Source organism: Rhodococcus sp. 11-3, from assembly GCF_023704055.1.
Lineage (GTDB): Bacteria > Actinomycetota > Actinomycetes > Mycobacteriales > Mycobacteriaceae > Rhodococcus > Rhodococcus aetherivorans.
Window position 1 is genome coordinate 1,142,388 of record NZ_CP080406.1, and the last position, 18,217, is coordinate 1,160,604.

The following is an 18,217-nucleotide window of genomic DNA, read 5'->3' on the forward strand; positions in this document are numbered from 1 at the left end:
CGACCCGGGGGCCGTGTTCGTCGCACCTCGCACCCGTTCGTTAGGCAGATATGACCCGCACCTCCGCGCTCGAAGACATCGTTCCCCTCTCGCCGCTGCAGCAAGGCCTGCTATACCTCAGCACCGTCGCCGCGCCCGACGACACCGCCCGTGCCGCCGGAGCCGTCGAACCGGACGCCTACACCGTGCAGTCCGTGCTGCGCCTGACCGGGCGGGTGGACGAGGACACCCTGCGGACCTCCGCGCAGGCGCTGCTGGACCGGCACCCCGCCCTGCGCACGTGCTTCCGCCCCCGCAAGGACGGCCGCACCGCCGGCCTCGTCGTGCGCGGCACCGAAGCCCCCTGGCGCAGCGTCGATCTGACCGGTCTCGAGCCGGACGTCGCGGAGCGTCACCTCGCGGACCTGCTCGCCGAGGATCTACGCGACTGGTTCGACCTCACGCGGCCGCCGCTGATCCGCTGGCTGTTCGTGCGATTCGGGCCGGACGACGTGCGGCTCGTGCTCACCGCCCACCACATCGTCGTGGACGGCTGGTCCACCCCGATCCTGGTGCGCGAACTCCTCGAGATCTACGCCGCGGGCGGTGCCACCACCGGCCTGCTTCCGGTCCGGCCCTACCGCGACTACCTCGCGTGGCTCGGCAGGCAGGACCACGACGCCGCCCGCGCGTTGTGGCGCGAATCCCTCGACGGGCTCACCGAACCGAGCCTCGTCGCCCCGCCCGGCGCCACCCGGGCCACGACGCCGACCGCCGCCGTCGCCGTCGAGGTGCCGGCCGGACTCGGCGACCGGCTCACCGGCCTGGCCCGCGACGCCGGCGTCACCCTCAACACCGTCCTGCAGACCGGGTGGGCGCTGCTGCTGTCCGGGCTGCTCGGCCGCGACGACGTCGTCTTCGGCGCCACCGTCTCCGGGCGACCGCCGGAACTGGCCGGCGTCGAATCCATGGTCGGGTTGTTCATCAACACCGTGCCCGTGCGGGTGCGCCTGGATCCCCGCGCCACCGTCACCGAGCTGCTGCGGCGCGTGCAGCTGGCGCAGTCCCGCACCGTCGACCACCAGTACCTCGGCCTCGCCGAGGTACAGCGCGACGTGGGACTGGGGGAGCTGTTCGACACCCTCACCGTCTTCGAGAGCTATCCCGTGGACCGCGACGCGCTCGACCGTGCCCAGCGCGCCGGCGGGGTCACGATCGCCGCCGTCGAGGGCCGCGACGCCACCAACTATCCGCTCGTGCTCACCGCGGGCGTCGCCGACACCCTCGTCATGACCCTCGACTACCGGCCCGGCCTGTTCACCGCGGACGACGCCGCCGCCCTCGCCGGCCGCCTCGTCCACATCCTCGGTGCCCTCGCCGCCGCGCCGGACCGCCCGGCCGCCGCGCTGGACCTGCTCACCGGCACCGAACGCGGTCGCGTCCTCGGCACGTGGTCCGTCGCGCCGGCCGCGCCCTCGGACGGCACCGTCGCGGCGCTGCCCGCCTCGGCGGGTCCGGACACCCTCGCGGTGGTGTGCGGCGCCGAAGAGCGCACCTTCGCGGAGCTCGGGGCGAACTCGGCGCGGCTCGCGCGCCTGCTGATCGGGTTCGGTGTCGGACCCGACGTGCTCGTGGGCCTGGCTCTGCCACGCTCCGCCGCCACCGTGGAGGCCGTCCTCGCGGTGCTCGCCGCCGGGGGTGCCTACCTGCCGCTCGATCCGTCGTACCCGGCGGAGCGGTTGGCGCACATGGTCGCCGACGCCCGCCCCGGTGTCGTGCTCACCACCCGTGCCGTCGCCGACGAACTCGGAGCGACCCTCACCGGCAGCGGCGCGCGCCTCGTCGTGCTCGACGACCCGGACCTGCGCGCCCGGCTCGCCGCGCTGCCCGCCGCCGCGGTGGCCGACGCCGATCGTCTCCGCCCGCTCCGCCCCGGTCACGCCGCGTACGTCGTCTACACCTCCGGCTCCACCGGCCTCCCCAAGGGTGTCACCGTCACCCACGCCAATCTCACCGATCTCGTTGCCGCGCAGCGAGAGACGATCATGCGGTCGGCGTCCGGCACGTGGCGGGTGCTGCTGACCTACCCGTTCGCCTTCGACTCGGCCGTCGCCGCCCTGACCTGGCTGCTGTCCGGGCACACCCTGCACGTGCTGCCCGACGAGCACCGCACCGACACCGCGTTCGTCGTCGACTACGTGCGGACCCACCGCATCGATCATGTCGACTGCGTGCCCGTGCTGATGAGCGGACTGCTCGACGCCGGTCTGCTCGACGGTGACCGCCCCCGGCCCGCCAAGGTGACCGTCGGCGGCGAGGCAGTCGGATCGGCGCTGTGGCGGCGCCTCGGCGCCGCGGACGGCGTCGAGGCCTACAACTGCTACGGCCCCACCGAATGCACGGTCGACGCAACCTGCTCCCGTATCGCGGGAGACACCGTGACCATCGGCGGACCGACCCCCGGCACCCGGCTGTACGTGCTGGACCGGTGGCTGCGACCGGCACCGCCCGGCGTGGCCGGGGAACTGTACGTCGCCGGCGGGGGTGTCGCCCGCGGTTACCTGGGACAACCCGGCCGGACGGGGGAGCGGTTCGTCGCCGACCCGTTCACCGGCCGGGGCGAGCGGATGTACCGCACCGGCGACGTCGTGCGATGGTTGCCGGACCCGGTCGACACCGAACGCGGTGCCCTCGAATACGTGGGCCGCGACGACGACCAGGTCAAGATCCGCGGGTTCCGCGTCGAACTCGGCGAGATCGAGGCCGCGCTGGGTGCCGTGCCGGGGGTGCGTGCCGCCGTCGTCGTCGCGCACACCGACGCCCGCGACGTGCGCCGCCTGGTCGGCTACGTCACCGGAACGGCCGAGCCCGTGACCGTCCGCACCGCCGTCGCCGCCCACCTGCCCGAGTACCTGGTGCCCGCCGCGATCCTGCGGGTCCCGGAACTGCCGACCACCGCGAACGGCAAGGTGGACCGGAAGGCCCTGCCGGAGCCGGACTTCGGGGCGCTCGCCGGATCCGGTGCGCCACGCACCGCGACGGAGTCGGCGCTGTGCTCCGCGTTCGCGGAGGTCCTCGGCCTCGACCGCGTCGGCGTCGACGACGACTTCTTCACCCTCGGCGGCGATTCCATCGTCTCGATTCAACTGGTGTCCCGCGCTCGCGCCGCCGACGTCCGGATCACCGCGCGCCAGGTGTTCGAACTGCGCACCGTCGCCGCGCTCGCCGCGGCCTGCGAGTCCGACACCGGTGACGAGCAGCCGGCGCGGCCCGCCGGCGCGGCCACCGGCCCGGTGCCGCTCACCCCGATCGTGCGCGAAACCCTCGACCACGGAGGGGATCTGCGGCGCTTCGCGCAAGCCCGCCTGCTGATCGCTCCGCCCGGGCTCACCGAGGCGCACCTCGTCGCGGCCGTCGACGCACTGCTGCGCACCCATCCCATGCTCCGCTCGCGCCTGACCGTCGCCGGAGGCGACGCGGACTGGGTGGTGCCCGAGGGTATTCCGGACGCGGCGACGGCGGTGCGCCGGGTCTACGCGGCAGGTCTCGACGACGCGCGGTGGCGCGCCCTGTTCGAGGCCGAACGCGACCGCGCGCTGGCTGACCTCGACCCCGCGGCCGGGCAGATGATCCGCGTGGTGCTCCTCGACGCCGGCCCCGACGTGGCGGGCCGCGTGTTCGTCGCCGTGCACCACCTCGTCGTCGACGGTGTGTCGTGGCGGATTCTCGTGCCCGACCTCGCGGCCGCCGTCGATCGGGTGCGCCGCGGCGCCGCGCCGGACCTCGAGCCGGCCGGCACCTCCTTCCGGGACTGGGCGCTCGGGCTCACCGAAGCCGCCACGTCCGATCGCATTGCGCAGTCTCTGCCGCGCTGGCAGGAGATCGCCGAGACCACCGAACCGCCGCTGGGCGCCCGCCCGCTGGATCCGGCGCGCGACACCGTCGCCACCGCGCGGTCGCGCGAGGTGCGGGTACCCGTGGCGGTCACCGAGCAGATCCTCACCACCGTGCCCGCCGCGTACCGGGCGGGCGTCGCGGATGTGCTGCTCACCGCCCTCGCGCTGGCCGTGACGTCGGTGCGCGGCGGCGACGTGCTGCGCGTGCACCTCGAGGGCCACGGCCGCGCCGAGCACGCCGTGCCCGGCGCCGACCTCACCCGCACCGTCGGCTGGTTCACCACCCTGTACCCCGCCGTCCTCGACGTGTCCGGCATCGACCCGCACGAGGCCCTCGCCGGTACCGCGGCAGCCGGAACCGCTCTGGCCCAGGTCAAGGAGTCGCTGCGGGCCCTGCCCGACGACGGCCTCGGATTCGGGCTGCTGCGCCGGCTCGCTCCCCAAGGAACGCGGCACTTCCCGGGGTACCGGGCCCCCGACGTGATGTTCAACTACCTCGGTCGGATGACGCTCGGGGAGAACGCAGGTCAGGCGTGGACCGCCGCGCCGGAGGCGGGCGCCCTCGGCGGCGCCGTCGATCCCGGCACACCCCTCGACCACGTCCTCGACGTCAACGCCGTCACCGAGGACGGCCCCCGCGGCCCCGAGATCGTCTGCGAATTCACGGCGGCGGGCGTCCTCGACGAGGAGACCGTCGCCCTCGTCGCCGGCCGGTGGGTGGAGGCGCTCGCCGCGCTGGCCCGGCACGCCGGCACCCCCGGCGCCGGCGGACCCACTCCGTCGGACCTGACCTACCGGGGGCTGGCGCTGCCCGAACTCGCCTCGCTCACCACCGAACTCGGCCCGATCGACGACGTCGTGCCGCTCACGCCGCTGCAGCGCGGCATGTTCTTCCTCGCCGGTCTCGACGACGGCACCGGCACCGACGTGTACTCGATGCAGACCGTCCTCGATCTGCGCGGCGACCTCGACCGGGACACGTTGCGGCGCAGCGCCGTCGCGCTGCTGGACCGGCACGCGACCCTGCGCACCGGATTCCGCACGACCGCAGCCGGTGACCCCGTCGGCGTCGTTCTCCGGGATCCCGGCCTGCGGTGGACGGACGTCGACCTCACACACGACCCCACCCCCGTGACCGAATGTCACACCGCTTCGGTCAGATCGACGCGATGTGACATTCGGCCCGTCGAGGAGCGCAGCGACGACCTCGTCGCCGCCGACCGCGCCACCCGGTTCGACGTCGCGGCCGCGCCGCTGGTGCGGTTCACCCTCGTGCGCGTCGCACCGGACCGGCACCGGCTGATCTTCGCCGCCCACCACCTGCTGCTCGACGGCTGGTCGTCGCCGCTGCTGATGCAGGAACTGTTCACCCTCTACGGCGCGGGCGCCGACCCGGCGTCGCTGCCCGCGGTCCGCCCGTTCACCGACTACCTTGCGTGGCTGGGCGACCGCGACACCGACGAGGGCTTGCGCCGCTGGACCGAGGCGCTCACCGGCGTCGAGGAACCCACGCTGCTCGCCCCGGCCGGCTCGTCGCTCGACGCCACGCTGCCCGCCGAACTCTCGGTGCCGGTGCCGGCCGGCCTGGCCGCGCGGCTGCAGCGCCGCTGCCGCGACCTCGGCGTCACCGTGAACACCGCGGTGCAGACCGCGTGGGCGGTTCTCCTCGGCGCCCGGCTCGACCGCACCGACGTGACCTTCGGCGCCGTCGTGTCCGGCCGCGTCCCGGACGTTCCCGGCGTCGAGACGATGATCGGCCTGTTCATCAACACCGTGCCCGTGCGCGTCGCGCTGCGCCCCGGCGAGCCCGCCGCCGAACTGCTCCGGCGCGTCCAGGACGAGCAGAACCGGCTCCTGGATCACCAGTACGTCGGCCTCGCCGACATCCAGCGCGCCGTCGGCCTCGGCGAACTGTTCGACACCCTCATCGTGTTCGAGAGCTACCCGATCGACACCGACGCCCTCGCCCGCGCGCAGCGCTCCGGTGGTCTCGATGTCACCGACGTCCGCGGTCACGACGCCACCAACTTCCCGCTGGTGCTCGTCGCCGCACTCGACGACGAGCTCGCCCTCACCCTCGAGTACCAGCAGGCGTTGTTCACCGCCGCCGACGCCGGCGCACTCGGCCGGCAGCTCGTGCGCCTCCTCGACCAGCTCGCCGGGGAACAGTCGCTGCGCGTCGCCCAGCTCGACGTCCTCGGTCCGGCCGAGCGAGGGCGGCTGCCCGAACTCTCGTCGACCGCCCCGGCACCGTCGAACGGGCACCGCACCGTGCCCGACCTGCTCGCGGCGCAGATCGCCCGCACCCCGGACGCGGCGGCCGTCGTGTGCGGCGCCGTGCGGCTCACCTTCGCCCAGCTCGGCGCCGCGTCGGCACGTCTGGCACGACGGCTGATCGACGAGGGCGTCGGACCCGAGACGCTCGTGGGCCTGGCCCTGCCGCGCTCGGCGGACATGATGGTCGCGCTCTGCGCCGTGCACGCCGCCGGCGGCGCCTACGTGCCGATGGACCCGGCGTACCCCGCGGAGCGCCTCGCGCACATGGTCGGCGACGCGCGGCCGCGGGTCGTGGTCACGAACGGTGCCGTGGCGCAGACGCTGCGACCGGTGCTCGGTGGGGTGCCGGTGCTCGACCTCGACGACGAGACGGTCCGTGCCGACGTCGGGGCCCGCCCGGCCGCACCCGTCGCCGACCACGAGCGCACCGCACCGCTCCGACCGGAGCACCCCGTGTACGTCATCTACACGTCCGGCTCCACCGGGTTGCCGAAGGGCGTGGCGATCACCCACGCGAACCTGCTCAACCTGTTCGACAGCCACCGCGCCGACCTGTACGTGCCCACCGTGGCGGGGGCGGGCCGGACGAGCGTGGGCGTCGGGCACGCCTGGTCGTTCGGGTTCGACGCCTCGTGGCAGCCGATGCTGTGGCTGCTCGACGGCCACGCCGTGCACGTGTTCGACGAGGACACCCTGCGCGATCCCGAGGCGATGGTCGCGTACGTCGCCGAACACGAACTCGACTTCCTCGAGGTCACCCCGTCGTTCCTCGACCGCATGGTCGCCGCCGGGCTGTTCGACGGCGGACACCGGCCCGCCACGGTCGGGTTCGGGGGCGAGGCCGTCAACCCGGCGCTGTGGCGGCGGTTGCGGGAGCTGACCGACGGACGTGCGTTCAATCTCTACGGGCCCACCGAGTGCACCGTCGACTCGCTCGTCGGACAGGTCACCGACGCCGACACCCCGTGCCTGGGCCGGGCCGTGCACGGCGCCGCCGCCTACGTCCTCGACCGGATGCTGCGCCCCGTGCCGGTCGGCGTCGCGGGTGAGCTGTACGTCGCCGGATCCGGCGTGGCCCGCGGCTACCTCGGCCGCCCCGACCTGACCGGCACCCGCTTCCTGCCCGACCCGTTCGGTCCGCCGGGAACCCGCATGTACCGCACCGGCGACGTCGTGCGCCGGGCCCCGGCCGGCGACGGCCGTGTCACCCTCGAATTCCTCGGCCGCGGCGACGACCAGGTCAAGATCCGCGGCTTCCGGGTCGAGCTCGGCGAGGTCGAGGCGGCCCTGACCGCGGTGCGCGGGGTGCGCGACGCCGTCGCCGTCGCCCACACCGACGAACGCGGCGTGCGCCGGCTCGTCGGCTACGTCGTGCCCGACGGCGACGTGGACCCGGCCGTCGTGCGGGCCGTGCTCGCCGAGCGGCTCCCGGACTACATGGTGCCGGCCGCGGTGCTCGTGCTGGCCGCATTCCCCGTCACCGCCAACGGCAAGGTGGATCGGAAGGCGCTGCCGGAGCCGGACTTCGGGGCACTCGTCGGCTCGGGTGCGCCGCGCACCGAGCGGGAGGCGGTGCTGGTGGAGGTGGCCGCCGAGGTGCTCGGCCTCGACCGGGTGGGCATCGACGACGACTTCTTCGCGCTCGGCGGTGACTCGATCGTCTCGATCCAGTTCGTCTCCCGCGCCCGGGCCGCCGGGCTCCGGCTCACGGCCCGGCAGGTGTTCGAGCTGCGCACCGTCGCGGCCCTGGCCGCGGTCGACGAGACGGACACGGCCCCGGCGGCGGTGCCCGCGGTCGCCGCGACGGGCGACGTGCCGATCACCCCGATCGTGTGGGAGGCCCTCGCGTGGGGCGGCGACCTCGCCCGGTTCTCGCAGGCGCGGTTGCTCGTCGCGCCCGTCGGCCTCACCGTGGACACGCTCGGGAAGGCCGTCGCGGCGCTGCTCGACACCCATCCGATGCTGCGGTCCCGGTTCGCCGTCGCCGGGGGCCGACCCCGCTGGACCGTCCCCGAGACCGCACCGGGCATCGAGACCCTGGTGCGCCGCGTCGAGGTCGGTGAGGTCGACGACGAGCAGTGGGCGGATCGGTTCGCTGCCGAACGCGAAATCGCCTACAGGGCACTCGATCCGGAATCCGGAGTGATGGTGCAGGCGATCTTGTTCGACTTCGGGCCGCACCGCCCCGGCCGCGTGTTCGTCGCCGTGCACCACCTGGTGATCGACGGTGTGTCGTGGCGCATCCTCGTGCCCGACCTCGCCGACGCCGTCGAACAGGCCGGACGCGGCGAGACCGTCGCGCTGACGTCACCCGGCACGTCCTTCCGGGCGTGGGCGACCGGCCTCGCCGTGGCCGCGCGCTCCGAGCGGATCAGGGCCTCGCTGCCCGCCTGGCAACCCGCGGTCGACGCGGTCGAACCACCTCTCGGCGTCCGGGCCCTCGACCCGGCACGCGACACGGTCTCGGCGCTGCGCTCGACGCACGTGCGGGTTCCCGCGCCGGTCACCGAGGACGTCCTCGCCTCCGGGGCCGTGAACGACGCGCTGCTCGCGGCGCTCGCCGTGGCGGTCGCCTCGGTCCGCGGCGGCGACGTCGTGCGCGTCGAACTCGAGGGTCACGGCCGCGAGGAACAGGTCGTGCCCGGAGCCGACGTCGCGCGCACCGTCGGGTGGTTCACGTCGATGTTCCCGGTCGCGCTGAACCTGGCCGGTATCGACCCCGAGGACGCCCTGACCGGCGCGGCCGCCGCGCGCGAGGCCCGCGCGCGAGTCGCGCACGCGCTGAACGCCGTGCCCGACAACGGCATCGGCTTCGGACTGCTGCACCGCCTCGCGCCGGACCACGTCTTCGACCGCTATCGGCGGCCCCAGGTGGTGTTCAACTACCTCGGCCGGATGACGCTCGGCGAGGACACCGGCGCCCCGTGGTCGGGCGCACCCGAGGCCGTCGCGCTCGGCGGTTCCGTCGACCCGGCCACGCCGCTCGACCACGTCCTGCACGTCGACGCCGTCGTCGAGGACACCCCGGAGGGGCCCGTGCTCGACTGCGAATTCGCCGCGCCCCACGAGGTGCTCGACGAGCACACCGTCGCCGTCGTGGCCCGGCGCTGGGTCCAGGCCCTCACCGCGGCCGCCCGCATCCCCGAACCCGTTGCAACCGAGAAGGAGTGACCTCATGTCAACACAGTCCGGCATCCTGGACCGCGAGACGATCCGCACCGATATCGCACGGCTCCTCGAGATCGAGGCCGACGAACTCGACCCCGCGCTCAGCCTCGTCGACCAGGGCCTCGACTCGGTGCGTCTGATGGCGCTCGTGGAGCAGTGGCGCGGCGCCGGCGCGGATGTCGACTTCGTCTCGCTGGCCACCGAACCGCGGCTCGAGGCGTGGTACGACCTGCTCGCCCCGCGGTGACCCGGCCGTGGCCCTGATCGACAAGCTGGTCCTCGACGTCGACCCCCTGCGCACCAGCCGCGAATTCCGCTACATCTTCACCGCCCGGGTCGTGTCGCTGTTCGGCCTCGGCTTCCTCGTCGTCGCCGTGCCGCTGCAGGTGTACCGGCTTACCGGGTCCACCGCGCAGGTCGCCGCCGTGTCGGCGGTGCTCGGCGTGACCACCTTCGCCGCCACGTTCGTCGGCGGGGTGCTCGCCGACCGCTACGATCGCCGGCGCGTCATCGCCGTCGCCCGGGGCACCGCGGGCGTGGCGTTCGCGGTGCTCGCACTCAACGCGTTTCTGCCCGACCCGAAGATGTGGGTCGTCTATGTGGCGGCCGTGATCGACGGCGCGTGCGGCGGCATCTCCGCGACCGCGCTCATGGCCGTCACCCCCAGCCTGCTGCCGCGGGAGAAGATGGCGGCGGCCGGTGCGCTCATGGCCCTCACCGGCGACCTGGGCGCGATGGTCGGACCCGCACTCGGCGGGGTCGTCATCGCCGCCGGCGGAGTCGGGGTGGCCTACGCTCTCGCGGCATTCACCACCGCCGTGACCACGTTCTGCATCACCCGGCTGCCGTCCCTGCCGCCGACGCACGTCGCCGACGAGTCGCCGCTGCGCTCGGTGCTCAGCGGCTTCCGCTACGCGTCGGGGAACCGTGTCATCGGCGGCGTGCTCGTCTGCGGATTCGTGACGATGCTGCTCGCCGGCTGGTCGGTGCTCGTCCCCGAGTACGCCACCGAGGTGCTCGGCGCGGGACCGTCGGTGGTGGGGCTGCTCTACACCGCCCCGGCCGTCGGCGCGGTGATCGGCTCGCTCACCAGCGGCTGGACCGGCCACCTCCGCCGATCCGGGCAGGTGGTCTTCCTGCTCATGGCCGTCTCCGCCGCCGGGCTCGTCGGGGCGGGCCTCACCGCGACCGTCGCGGTGGCGCTGCTGGGCCTGGCCGCGCACGGCTTCGGCGACGCGCTCACCGACATCGTCCGGTACGCGACGGTCCAGAAACACACCCCCGACGAGTACCGGGGGCGCATCGCCGCGGTGTGGGCGGCGCAGGTCACCGCCGGTGCCTCCGTCGGCGCGGTGGTCGCGGGCGCAGTGGCGGCGCTGGTGCCGATCTCGGCGGCGCTGCCCGCGTACGGTGCCGTCGGGCTGGTGATCACCGCGCTGCTGTGGGCCACCTTGCGCACGCTGCGCCGGCTCGACGAGGGGACCTCGCTCGAGCGCGTCGCCTGAGCCCGTCCTGCCGAACGCCGCTGCGCCGGCACCCGTGTGCGGGTGCCGGCGCGGGCCGGTTCCGCTCGGTCGAACACGATCACGCCGCGGATGTTCTTGCCGGCGTGCATGTCCTCGTATGCCTCGGCGACCTGGTCGAGGGTGTAGCGGGTGGTGATCAGCGCGCATACCCCCGAGATCGTGAGCTACGCGGTCCGAAGGCTCGCACCGGCGTGAGACCCGCCTCGTCGTACCGCTGTTTCCGGACTCCGGCGAGGGGAATCCCGACGGCATGTCCACCAACGAACCGTTCGTGCCGTTCGAGCGCACACCCGGAGAAGAGATCGATGCTGCGCACCCCTCTGCACGCTGGATGACGAGTGACGCAGCGCAGGCCCGGGACTACGACACCTGGTTCGCCAGCCCGTGGGGCGCCCACGCCTGGGCCGTGGAGCGTGGCGCGATCGATGTGGCCCTGCCGGAGGTGGCAGGCCGCACCGTGGTCGAGATCGGCTGCGGGACCGGACGGCTCGTGTGCCATCTTGTTCACCGTGGTGCCCGTGTGCTCGGTGTGGACCTGTCGGCGGGCATGCTGGCCGTCGCGGCCGGCCGGGCACCCGGCCGGGTCGTGCGCGCCGACGCCGCCCGCCTGCCGGTGCCGGACGCTGCGGCCGACGCGGCCGTCACCGTCGCGACCCTCGAGTTCACCGACGCCGCGGCCGTGCTCACCGAGATGGCTCGCATCACTCGTCCGGGCGGGCGCATCGTCGCACTCACCCTGAACCCGACCAGCCCTTGGGGGTGGCTCGATCGGCCCACCCGCCGAGCGCCGTACTCGGACGGACGCTTTGTCACGCGGCGAGAGCTGCGCCGTCTGGGCGCTCGACACGGCCGAGCCCGGGTGCAGGGCCGGTTGTTCACCGCGGCGCATCCGCGGTTCGGGCACCGGCTCGAGCCGCCGGCGGCCCTGATCGGCCGGATCGTCCCGCAGTTCGGTGCCGTCCAGGCGCTGGTCGTCGACCGGACGCGATGAGAGGTGAGTCGCCGTCGCGACAACCATATTTCTGCAACTGGGGGGTTGCAGTCGAGGAAGAAAGGTGCAACCCTGGAGTTGCACAACCCCTACCCGAACTGGAGGCGATCATGGCCCCGCTCGACATCACCCGCACCATCGACATCGCGGCACCGGCCACCAAGGTGTGGTCCGCCCTGACCGAACCCGCACTGATCGCGCAATGGTTCGGCGACAGAATCGAATTCGACGCATCGCCCGGCGGTACCGGCACGTTCGGCTGGACGGGCCACGACGCCGGACCCTTCCGGGTGCTGGTCGAACACGTGGACGAGCCGAAGACACTGATCTACCGCTGGGCACGCGACGCGAATGTGGACCCGGTACCGGGCAACTCCACGGTCGTGCGGTTCGACCTGGCCGAGATCGACGGCGGCACCCGGTTGACGATGGTGGAGACCGGCTTCGAGGAACTCGTCGACCCGCAGTCGGCCCACGACGGCAATGTCGACGGCTGGCGTGCCGAACTCGGCGATCTGGTGGAGTTCCTGGAATCCCGGTGAACGATGTGCCGAAGGGCGTTCCAGCGGTGCTCGCGGTACTGGCCGACGAGACCCGCTGGAACATCCTCACCGCGATCGGCGCCGAGGACCTGTCCGCCAGTGCGCTCGCGGGGCGGCTGCCGGTCAGTCGTCAGGCGATCGCCAAGCACCTGACCGTGCTGGCCGACGCCGGGCTCGTGGAGTCGGTTCGGGTCGGACGGGAGATCCGCTACCGGGCGGTCGGTGCCCGGCTCGGCGAACTGGCCGGCGAGCTGGAATCGATCGGACGGCAGTGGGACCGCCGGCTCGAAGCGATCAAGCGCATCGCCGAACGTCCCTAGCCGCACGGGCGGCCGGAGCGCGGCGAGGCCCGAGCGGCGACGCGCTCGGCGAGGAGGGTGGAGCGCCGTCCCGAGGGGTTGTCCATCGACACCCTCGGGGTGGTGGTGCCGGTCGCCGCCGGCACCGACCCTGTAGTGGTCCGAGGAGAGATTCGCCTCTCCGATCGAGTACCACTGGAGGGCAGGTCGATTCATGGCGGCGAGTGGAGAGCGCAGGACCCGGGACCGGGTCCTGCGGTTCGTGACCGCAACGGGAGCGGCGACGGCACTGATCGTGGGCGGGTTCACGTCTCCGGTCGGCGCGGCCGGCTTCGCCTCGGCGGCGGGGGAGATCCCGCCGGGCCTCGAGCCCTTCTACACCCAGCAGCTCCAGTGGGGCTCGTGCGACGGCTACAGCACCGACGGATCGGACCTGGCCGGGGCCGGGCTCGAGTGCGCGCGGGTGACCGTGCCGATCGATTACGAGAACCCCCAGGGCGATACCGCGCAGATCGCCCTGTCCCGATCACGGGCGACGGGGGAGAAGGTCGGGTCGCTGCTCGTCAACCCGGGTGGACCGGGAGCGTCCGGCCTCGGGATGGCCGTCGTCGGCGCCGGCACCGAGCTCGCCGAGCGGTTCGACGTCGTCGGATTCGACCCGCGCGGCATCGGTGCGTCGACACCGCAGATCGACTGCCTGACGCCCGAGGAGACCGACGCGTGGCGGCAGGACCCCGCGGTGGACATGACCCCCGAGGGGATCGCCCGGGCGGAGCAGAACCGCCGGGAGTACGCGGCGCGCTGCGCCGAACGCACGGGCACCGACGTGCTGGCGCACGTGGGCACCCGCGACGTGGTGCGGGACATGGACGTCATCCGGGCCGTTCTCGGCGACCCGAAGCTGAACTACCTCGGCTACTCCTACGGAACCCGGCTCGGTTCGGCCTACGCGGAGGCGTTTCCCGGCAACGTGCGGGCGATGGTGCTCGACGGGGCGCTCGATCCTCAGCAGGACCCGGTCGAGGAAGCGGTGCGGCAGGCCGCCGGTTTCCAGCAGGCCTTCGACGCATTCGCCACGGAGTGCGCGACCCGCGAGGACTGCCCCCTCGGCTCCGATCCCGCGGTCGCAGTCGAGCGGTTCCGCTCGCTGGTCGATCCCCTGATCGATCGGCCGGCCGCGACGGAGGATCCGCGGGGGCTGAGCTACGCGAACGCGATCAGCGGCGTCATCGCGACCCTGTACTCGCCGGAGGGCTGGGAATACCTGCGGGACGGGCTCGCCGAACTGGTGCAGGGCCGGGGCGACACACTGCTGGTGCTGTCCGACATGTACGAGGGCCGGTTCGCCGACGGTTCGTACTCGAACTCTGCCGAGGCGATGGCGGCGGTGCGGTGCGTCGACGACGCCGCCGTGACCGACCCCGCCGTGGCCGGTGAACTCGACACCCGGTCCCGGCAGGCGGCCCCGTTCCTCGACGACGGCCGCGGCACCGGCAACGCGCCGCTCGGTGCGTGCGCCTTCTGGCCCGTGCCGCCGACGGGAGATCGGCACGCCGTGGAGGTCGACGGTCTGCCCCCGATCGTCGTGGTCTCCACCACCGAGGATCCGGCGACGCCGTATCAGGCGGGTGTGGACCTGGCGAAGCAACTGGACGCGGTGCTCGTCACGTACCGCGGAACCCAGCACGGCGTGGTGCTGAGCGGCCAGTGGTGCGTCGACCTGCCCGTCGCGCGTTACCTCGTCGATCTGGCTGTGCCGGAGGGGGATACGACATGCTGAGCCGGACCGGAGCCGATCCGTCGTGACAGACGTTCGGGGCGCCCGCGGTGGTCACCGCGGGCGCCCCGCGAATTCGGAGCCGAACGGCAGGGTTTCCCAAGGCTGCTGCCAGCTGCGCGGGTCAGTGTGGAGTCGTCCAACGGGCGGGGAACCACCTCGCCCCCGACGAGAGGACTGCGAAGTCGTGAAGGTTCTGAACACGAAGCTGGGCAAGGTCGCGGCGACGGGGACGATCGCGTTGGCCGCAGTGGGCGCCGGCGCCGGCGTCGCGAGCGCCGCACCCGGTTCGTCCCCGGTTCAGCAGCAGCCGGCGCCGCAGCACCAGCCGGCCCCGCAGCATCAGCAGCCCGGGCCGCAGGGGCACGGGTTCTGGCTGTTCGACCAGTGGGTGCCGCTGCCGTGGTGACGACTGCGCCCGTCCATCCCGGCTGAGGGTGCGCGGCGACCGTGCCGCTCCGGCGCGGTCGCCGCGTGCCGCCCTCACGCTCGTCACCGCGGCTCCGGGTCGGCGCCGGGCCGCACCCTCGGCCGACCTGGCAGACTCGATCGGGAAGGCGATGAGGAGACAGACGGTGACGGAAACGGTGGACGGCGCTGACGACGTGCAGCTGAGGCAACCACGAGTCGAGCCGGCGCAGCTCAACCTGGACCCGCCGCAGATCGCGCTCCAACGGGAGTTCCGCCGCGTCCTGATGGTCTACAAGTTCGGTATCGACGAGATGATGACCAAGATCAACATCCTCCGGGAGGAGTTCGGCTTCGCCCACGACCACAACCCGATCGAGCACGTCAAGTCGCGGCTGAAGACACCGGAGTCGGTCGTCGAGAAGGCCGTCCGCAAGGACCTGCCGCTCACCCTCGACGCGATCCGCGAGAACATCTACGACATCGCCGGCATCCGCATCACCTGCAGTTTCATCTCCGACGTCTACCGGATCTTCGACTTGATCACCGGGCAGCGCGACGTCCGGGTCGTCCAGGTCAAGGACTACATCGCACATCCGAAGCCCAACGGGTACCGGAGCCTGCACGCGATCGTCGAGGTCCCCGTGTTCATGTCCGACCGGGTGCAGCCGGTGTTCGTCGAACTGCAGATCCGCACCGTCGCGATGGACTTCTGGGCCAGTCTCGAACACAAGATCTTCTACAAGTACGACAAGGCGGTGCCCGTCGGACTGCTCGACGAACTCCGGGCAGCGGCCGCGACCGCCCGCGATCTCGACGTCCGGATGGAGGCCCTGCACGACCAGGTGCACGGGCCCGACTCGTCGCCCTGACCTCCTGCGGGGCGAGCGAATGTATCGCTCGCTACCGCTGAGGAGATGGACGATACATTCGCTCGGCCCGGGGCGGCCCGGGGCGGCGCGTCGCGCGTCGCTCGGCCCGGCTCAGGCGTCGTGCTCGGTGAAGTCCCGGTCGTGATCCGTGGTACGGCCGTACCCGGTCTCGGTCATGCCGTGCCGCCAGTAGCCGATGACGAGGGTGGACCTGCGGTCGAAGCCCGCCTCGTTCCGCAGGTACCTGCGCATCCGCAGCACAGTCGCGGATTCGGCCGAGACCCACGCGAACCGCTTCAATTCGCCGTCGGGGATCGGCACGGCGGTCGCCGCGTCGGCCAGGTGTGTGGTGGTGCCCGCGGGCGCCCCGTCGCGGTGCACCCAGCGGATCTCGATGTCGGCGGGGGAGCGCAGATCCTGCCGTTCACCCTCGTCGGCGACCTCGACGACGGCGGTGCCGCGGGCGCCCTCGGGTAGGCGTTCGAGCATGCGGCCGATCGCCGGCAGCGCCGTCTCGTCGCCGACGATCAGATACCAGTCGGCCGGGGGCGCGACGATCCCGCCGCCGCCGGCCGCCGCGATGCGGTCACCCGGACGGGCCCGCTCGGCCCAGGCGCTGGCCAGCCCTTCGTCGCCGTGCCGGACGAAGTCGATGTCCATCTCGGAGGCCGCGGGATCGAGCCGCCGCACGGTGTAGGTGCGGACCTGTGCCTTGAGCGTGGGGTCGGGCCACTCGAGGCGACGGCCGCCGGTGTTGACCGGCAGGTCGAGGTCGCCGTTCTCCCGCGGGAAGATCAGTTTGATGTTGGGCACGCGGGTCGGGTCGCTCGCGTAGACCTCGACCCCGCGGCCGGCGAACGTGACGCGGCGCATGCGGGGGGTGATGTCCTCGACCTTCGCGACTTCGATGACGCTGGGCAGCAGCCCGTCTTCGTTCGACATGACCCACACCTTAGGTGAGCCTTTCCAACCTAAGGGGTGCTGGGTGGTTCGGCGGGCCGGTTCGGCATCGTCGCGGCCGTCACCGCCAGGCCCACCGCGGCCACGAGAAGGGCGACGAACACCGGAGCCACCGCGTCGGCGAGCCGCTCCGGCTCCAAGGGGCCCGACCCGGCGACCCCGTCCGCGGCCAGCGCCGAGTTCGCCAGCGCGCCGAACACCGCGACCCCGACGGCGCTGCCGATCGATCGGGCGAACGAATACGCCCCCGTCACCACGCCCCGCTCGGCCCACGTCACGCTCGACTGCGCCGAGATCAGCGCCGGGCTCGCGATCAGGCCCATCCCGAGACCGACCAGCACGCAGCACACCGCGACGTGCCACACCGGCGATTGCTCGTCGAGCAGCGTCAGCAGACCCGTGCCGGCCAGCACCGGCACGGACCCGATCATCGCGGTGTTGCGGAACCCGATCCGCAGGTAGAACCAGCCGGAACGAGCCGCCGCGAGCGGCCAGCCGATCGTCATCGTCGACAGGGTGAATCCCGCGACCAGTGCCGTGGTGCCCAGCGACCCCTGCACGAACGCGGGCACGTAGGAGGTCAGCCCCAGCACCACGGCGCCGACGAGGGCAGCGACCGCGCTGCTGGTCAGCACCACACGACGGGCGAACACCCACGGCGGCAGGATCGGCTCCGGCGCCCGCCGCTCGACCCACACGAACAGCAGTAACAGCGTCGTGCCGGCCGCGAACACCCCGGCGCTCGGCGCCGATGCCCACGCCCACGCCTGCCCGCCCTCGAGCAGACCCAGGATCAGCAGACCCGAACCCGTGGCGAGCGTCGCGGCGCCGGCCAGATCCACCCGCCGCCGGGCGGCCGGGGGCCGTGGCTCGGCGAACGCCCGCAGCAGCACCCCCGCGGCCAGCGCACACAGCGGCAGGTTGACCCAGAAGATCCACCGCCACGACACATAGTCGGAGAACACGCCGCCGACGGCGGGGCCGACGATCGCCGACATGCCCCACACGCTCGCGAGGTAGCCCTGCGCCTTTGCGCGCTCGGCGACGGTGTAGATGTCGCCGGCGATGGTCTGCGCCATCGGCAGCACGGCCCCCGCCCCGAGACCCTGCACCGCGCGGAAGGCGATCAGTGCCGGCATGCTCCACGCCAGCGCGCACAACGCCGAGCCCAGCGCGAACAGCGCGATGCCGAACAGCAGCACGGGTTTGCGCCCGTACACGTCCGACACCTTGCCGTAGACCGGCACGAGCACGGCCTGCGTGAGCAGGTAGCTCGAGAACAGCCACGGGAACTGCGTGAAGCCGCCGAGGTCCGCGACGATGGTCGGGACGGCGGTGGCCAGGATGGTGCTCTCGAGTGCGACGAGCGCGGTGGCGAGCATCAGAGCCGCGAGAATCGGTCCGCGTTCCGAGCGCAGACCCACGTCGATCCGGGGTGCGGCCGACATCACGCTCCTGTTCGGGGTGGGGTTCCGGTCACGATCATTGTCATAGTGAACGATCCGGCGATCGGACGGGGGTG

Annotated in this window: 11 protein-coding genes; 9 read left to right on the forward strand and 2 right to left on the reverse strand. The window is 72.9% G+C overall.

The window, feature by feature from the left end; translation table 11 throughout:
• Positions 1-50 precede the first annotated feature (50 nt).
• The 9 genes from KZJ41_RS05355 (at position 51) to KZJ41_RS05395 (ending at position 15,735) form a co-directional block, all read left to right on the forward strand.
• On the forward strand, positions 51-9,323 hold the full coding sequence (locus KZJ41_RS05355) for a non-ribosomal peptide synthetase (protein WP_251550346.1): 9,273 nt from the start codon (positions 51-53) through the stop codon (positions 9,321-9,323).
• 4 nt (positions 9,324-9,327) lie between these two features.
• On the forward strand, positions 9,328-9,567 hold the full coding sequence (locus KZJ41_RS05360; RefSeq protein ID WP_065923000.1) for a phosphopantetheine-binding protein: 240 nt from the start codon (positions 9,328-9,330) through the stop codon (positions 9,565-9,567).
• Positions 9,568-9,574: 7 nt separating this feature from the next.
• Complete coding sequence (entS, locus tag KZJ41_RS05365) at positions 9,575-10,825, forward strand: enterobactin transporter EntS (RefSeq protein WP_029541337.1); 1,251 nt, start codon at positions 9,575-9,577, stop codon at positions 10,823-10,825.
• A gap of 271 nt (positions 10,826-11,096) precedes the next feature.
• Complete coding sequence (locus KZJ41_RS05370) at positions 11,097-11,837, forward strand: class I SAM-dependent methyltransferase (RefSeq protein WP_232334111.1); 741 nt, start codon at positions 11,097-11,099, stop codon at positions 11,835-11,837.
• Positions 11,838-11,947: 110 nt separating this feature from the next.
• Positions 11,948-12,379, forward strand: a complete 432-nt coding sequence (locus KZJ41_RS05375) for an SRPBCC domain-containing protein (RefSeq protein WP_006931928.1) — start codon at positions 11,948-11,950, stop codon at positions 12,377-12,379.
• Positions 12,376-12,699, forward strand: coding sequence for a metalloregulator ArsR/SmtB family transcription factor (locus tag KZJ41_RS05380; protein WP_006931930.1), 324 nt, complete (start codon positions 12,376-12,378; stop codon positions 12,697-12,699). The genes KZJ41_RS05375 and KZJ41_RS05380 overlap by 4 nt, the downstream gene beginning before the upstream one ends.
• A gap of 193 nt (positions 12,700-12,892) precedes the next feature.
• On the forward strand, positions 12,893-14,458 hold the full coding sequence (locus KZJ41_RS05385; protein WP_065922999.1) for an alpha/beta hydrolase: 1,566 nt from the start codon (positions 12,893-12,895) through the stop codon (positions 14,456-14,458).
• Positions 14,459-14,642: 184 nt separating this feature from the next.
• Positions 14,643-14,864, forward strand: a complete 222-nt coding sequence (locus KZJ41_RS05390) for a hypothetical protein (RefSeq protein ID WP_006931934.1) — start codon at positions 14,643-14,645, stop codon at positions 14,862-14,864.
• A gap of 178 nt (positions 14,865-15,042) precedes the next feature.
• Positions 15,043-15,735: a GTP pyrophosphokinase family protein gene (locus KZJ41_RS05395; protein WP_081636925.1), complete on the forward strand. Its 693-nt coding sequence runs from the start codon at positions 15,043-15,045 to the stop codon at positions 15,733-15,735.
• Between the two features lie 111 nt (positions 15,736-15,846).
• On the opposite strand, the gene KZJ41_RS05400 is transcribed toward KZJ41_RS05395, so the two are convergent.
• Positions 15,847-16,677 (reverse strand): siderophore-interacting protein, encoded by an 831-nt coding sequence (locus KZJ41_RS05400; RefSeq protein ID WP_065922998.1) that lies wholly within the window; start codon positions 16,675-16,677, stop codon positions 15,847-15,849.
• Between the two features lie 29 nt (positions 16,678-16,706).
• Complete coding sequence (locus tag KZJ41_RS05405) at positions 16,707-18,143, reverse strand: MFS transporter (RefSeq protein WP_065922997.1); 1,437 nt, start codon at positions 18,141-18,143, stop codon at positions 16,707-16,709.
• Positions 18,144-18,217: the final 74 nt, after the last annotated feature.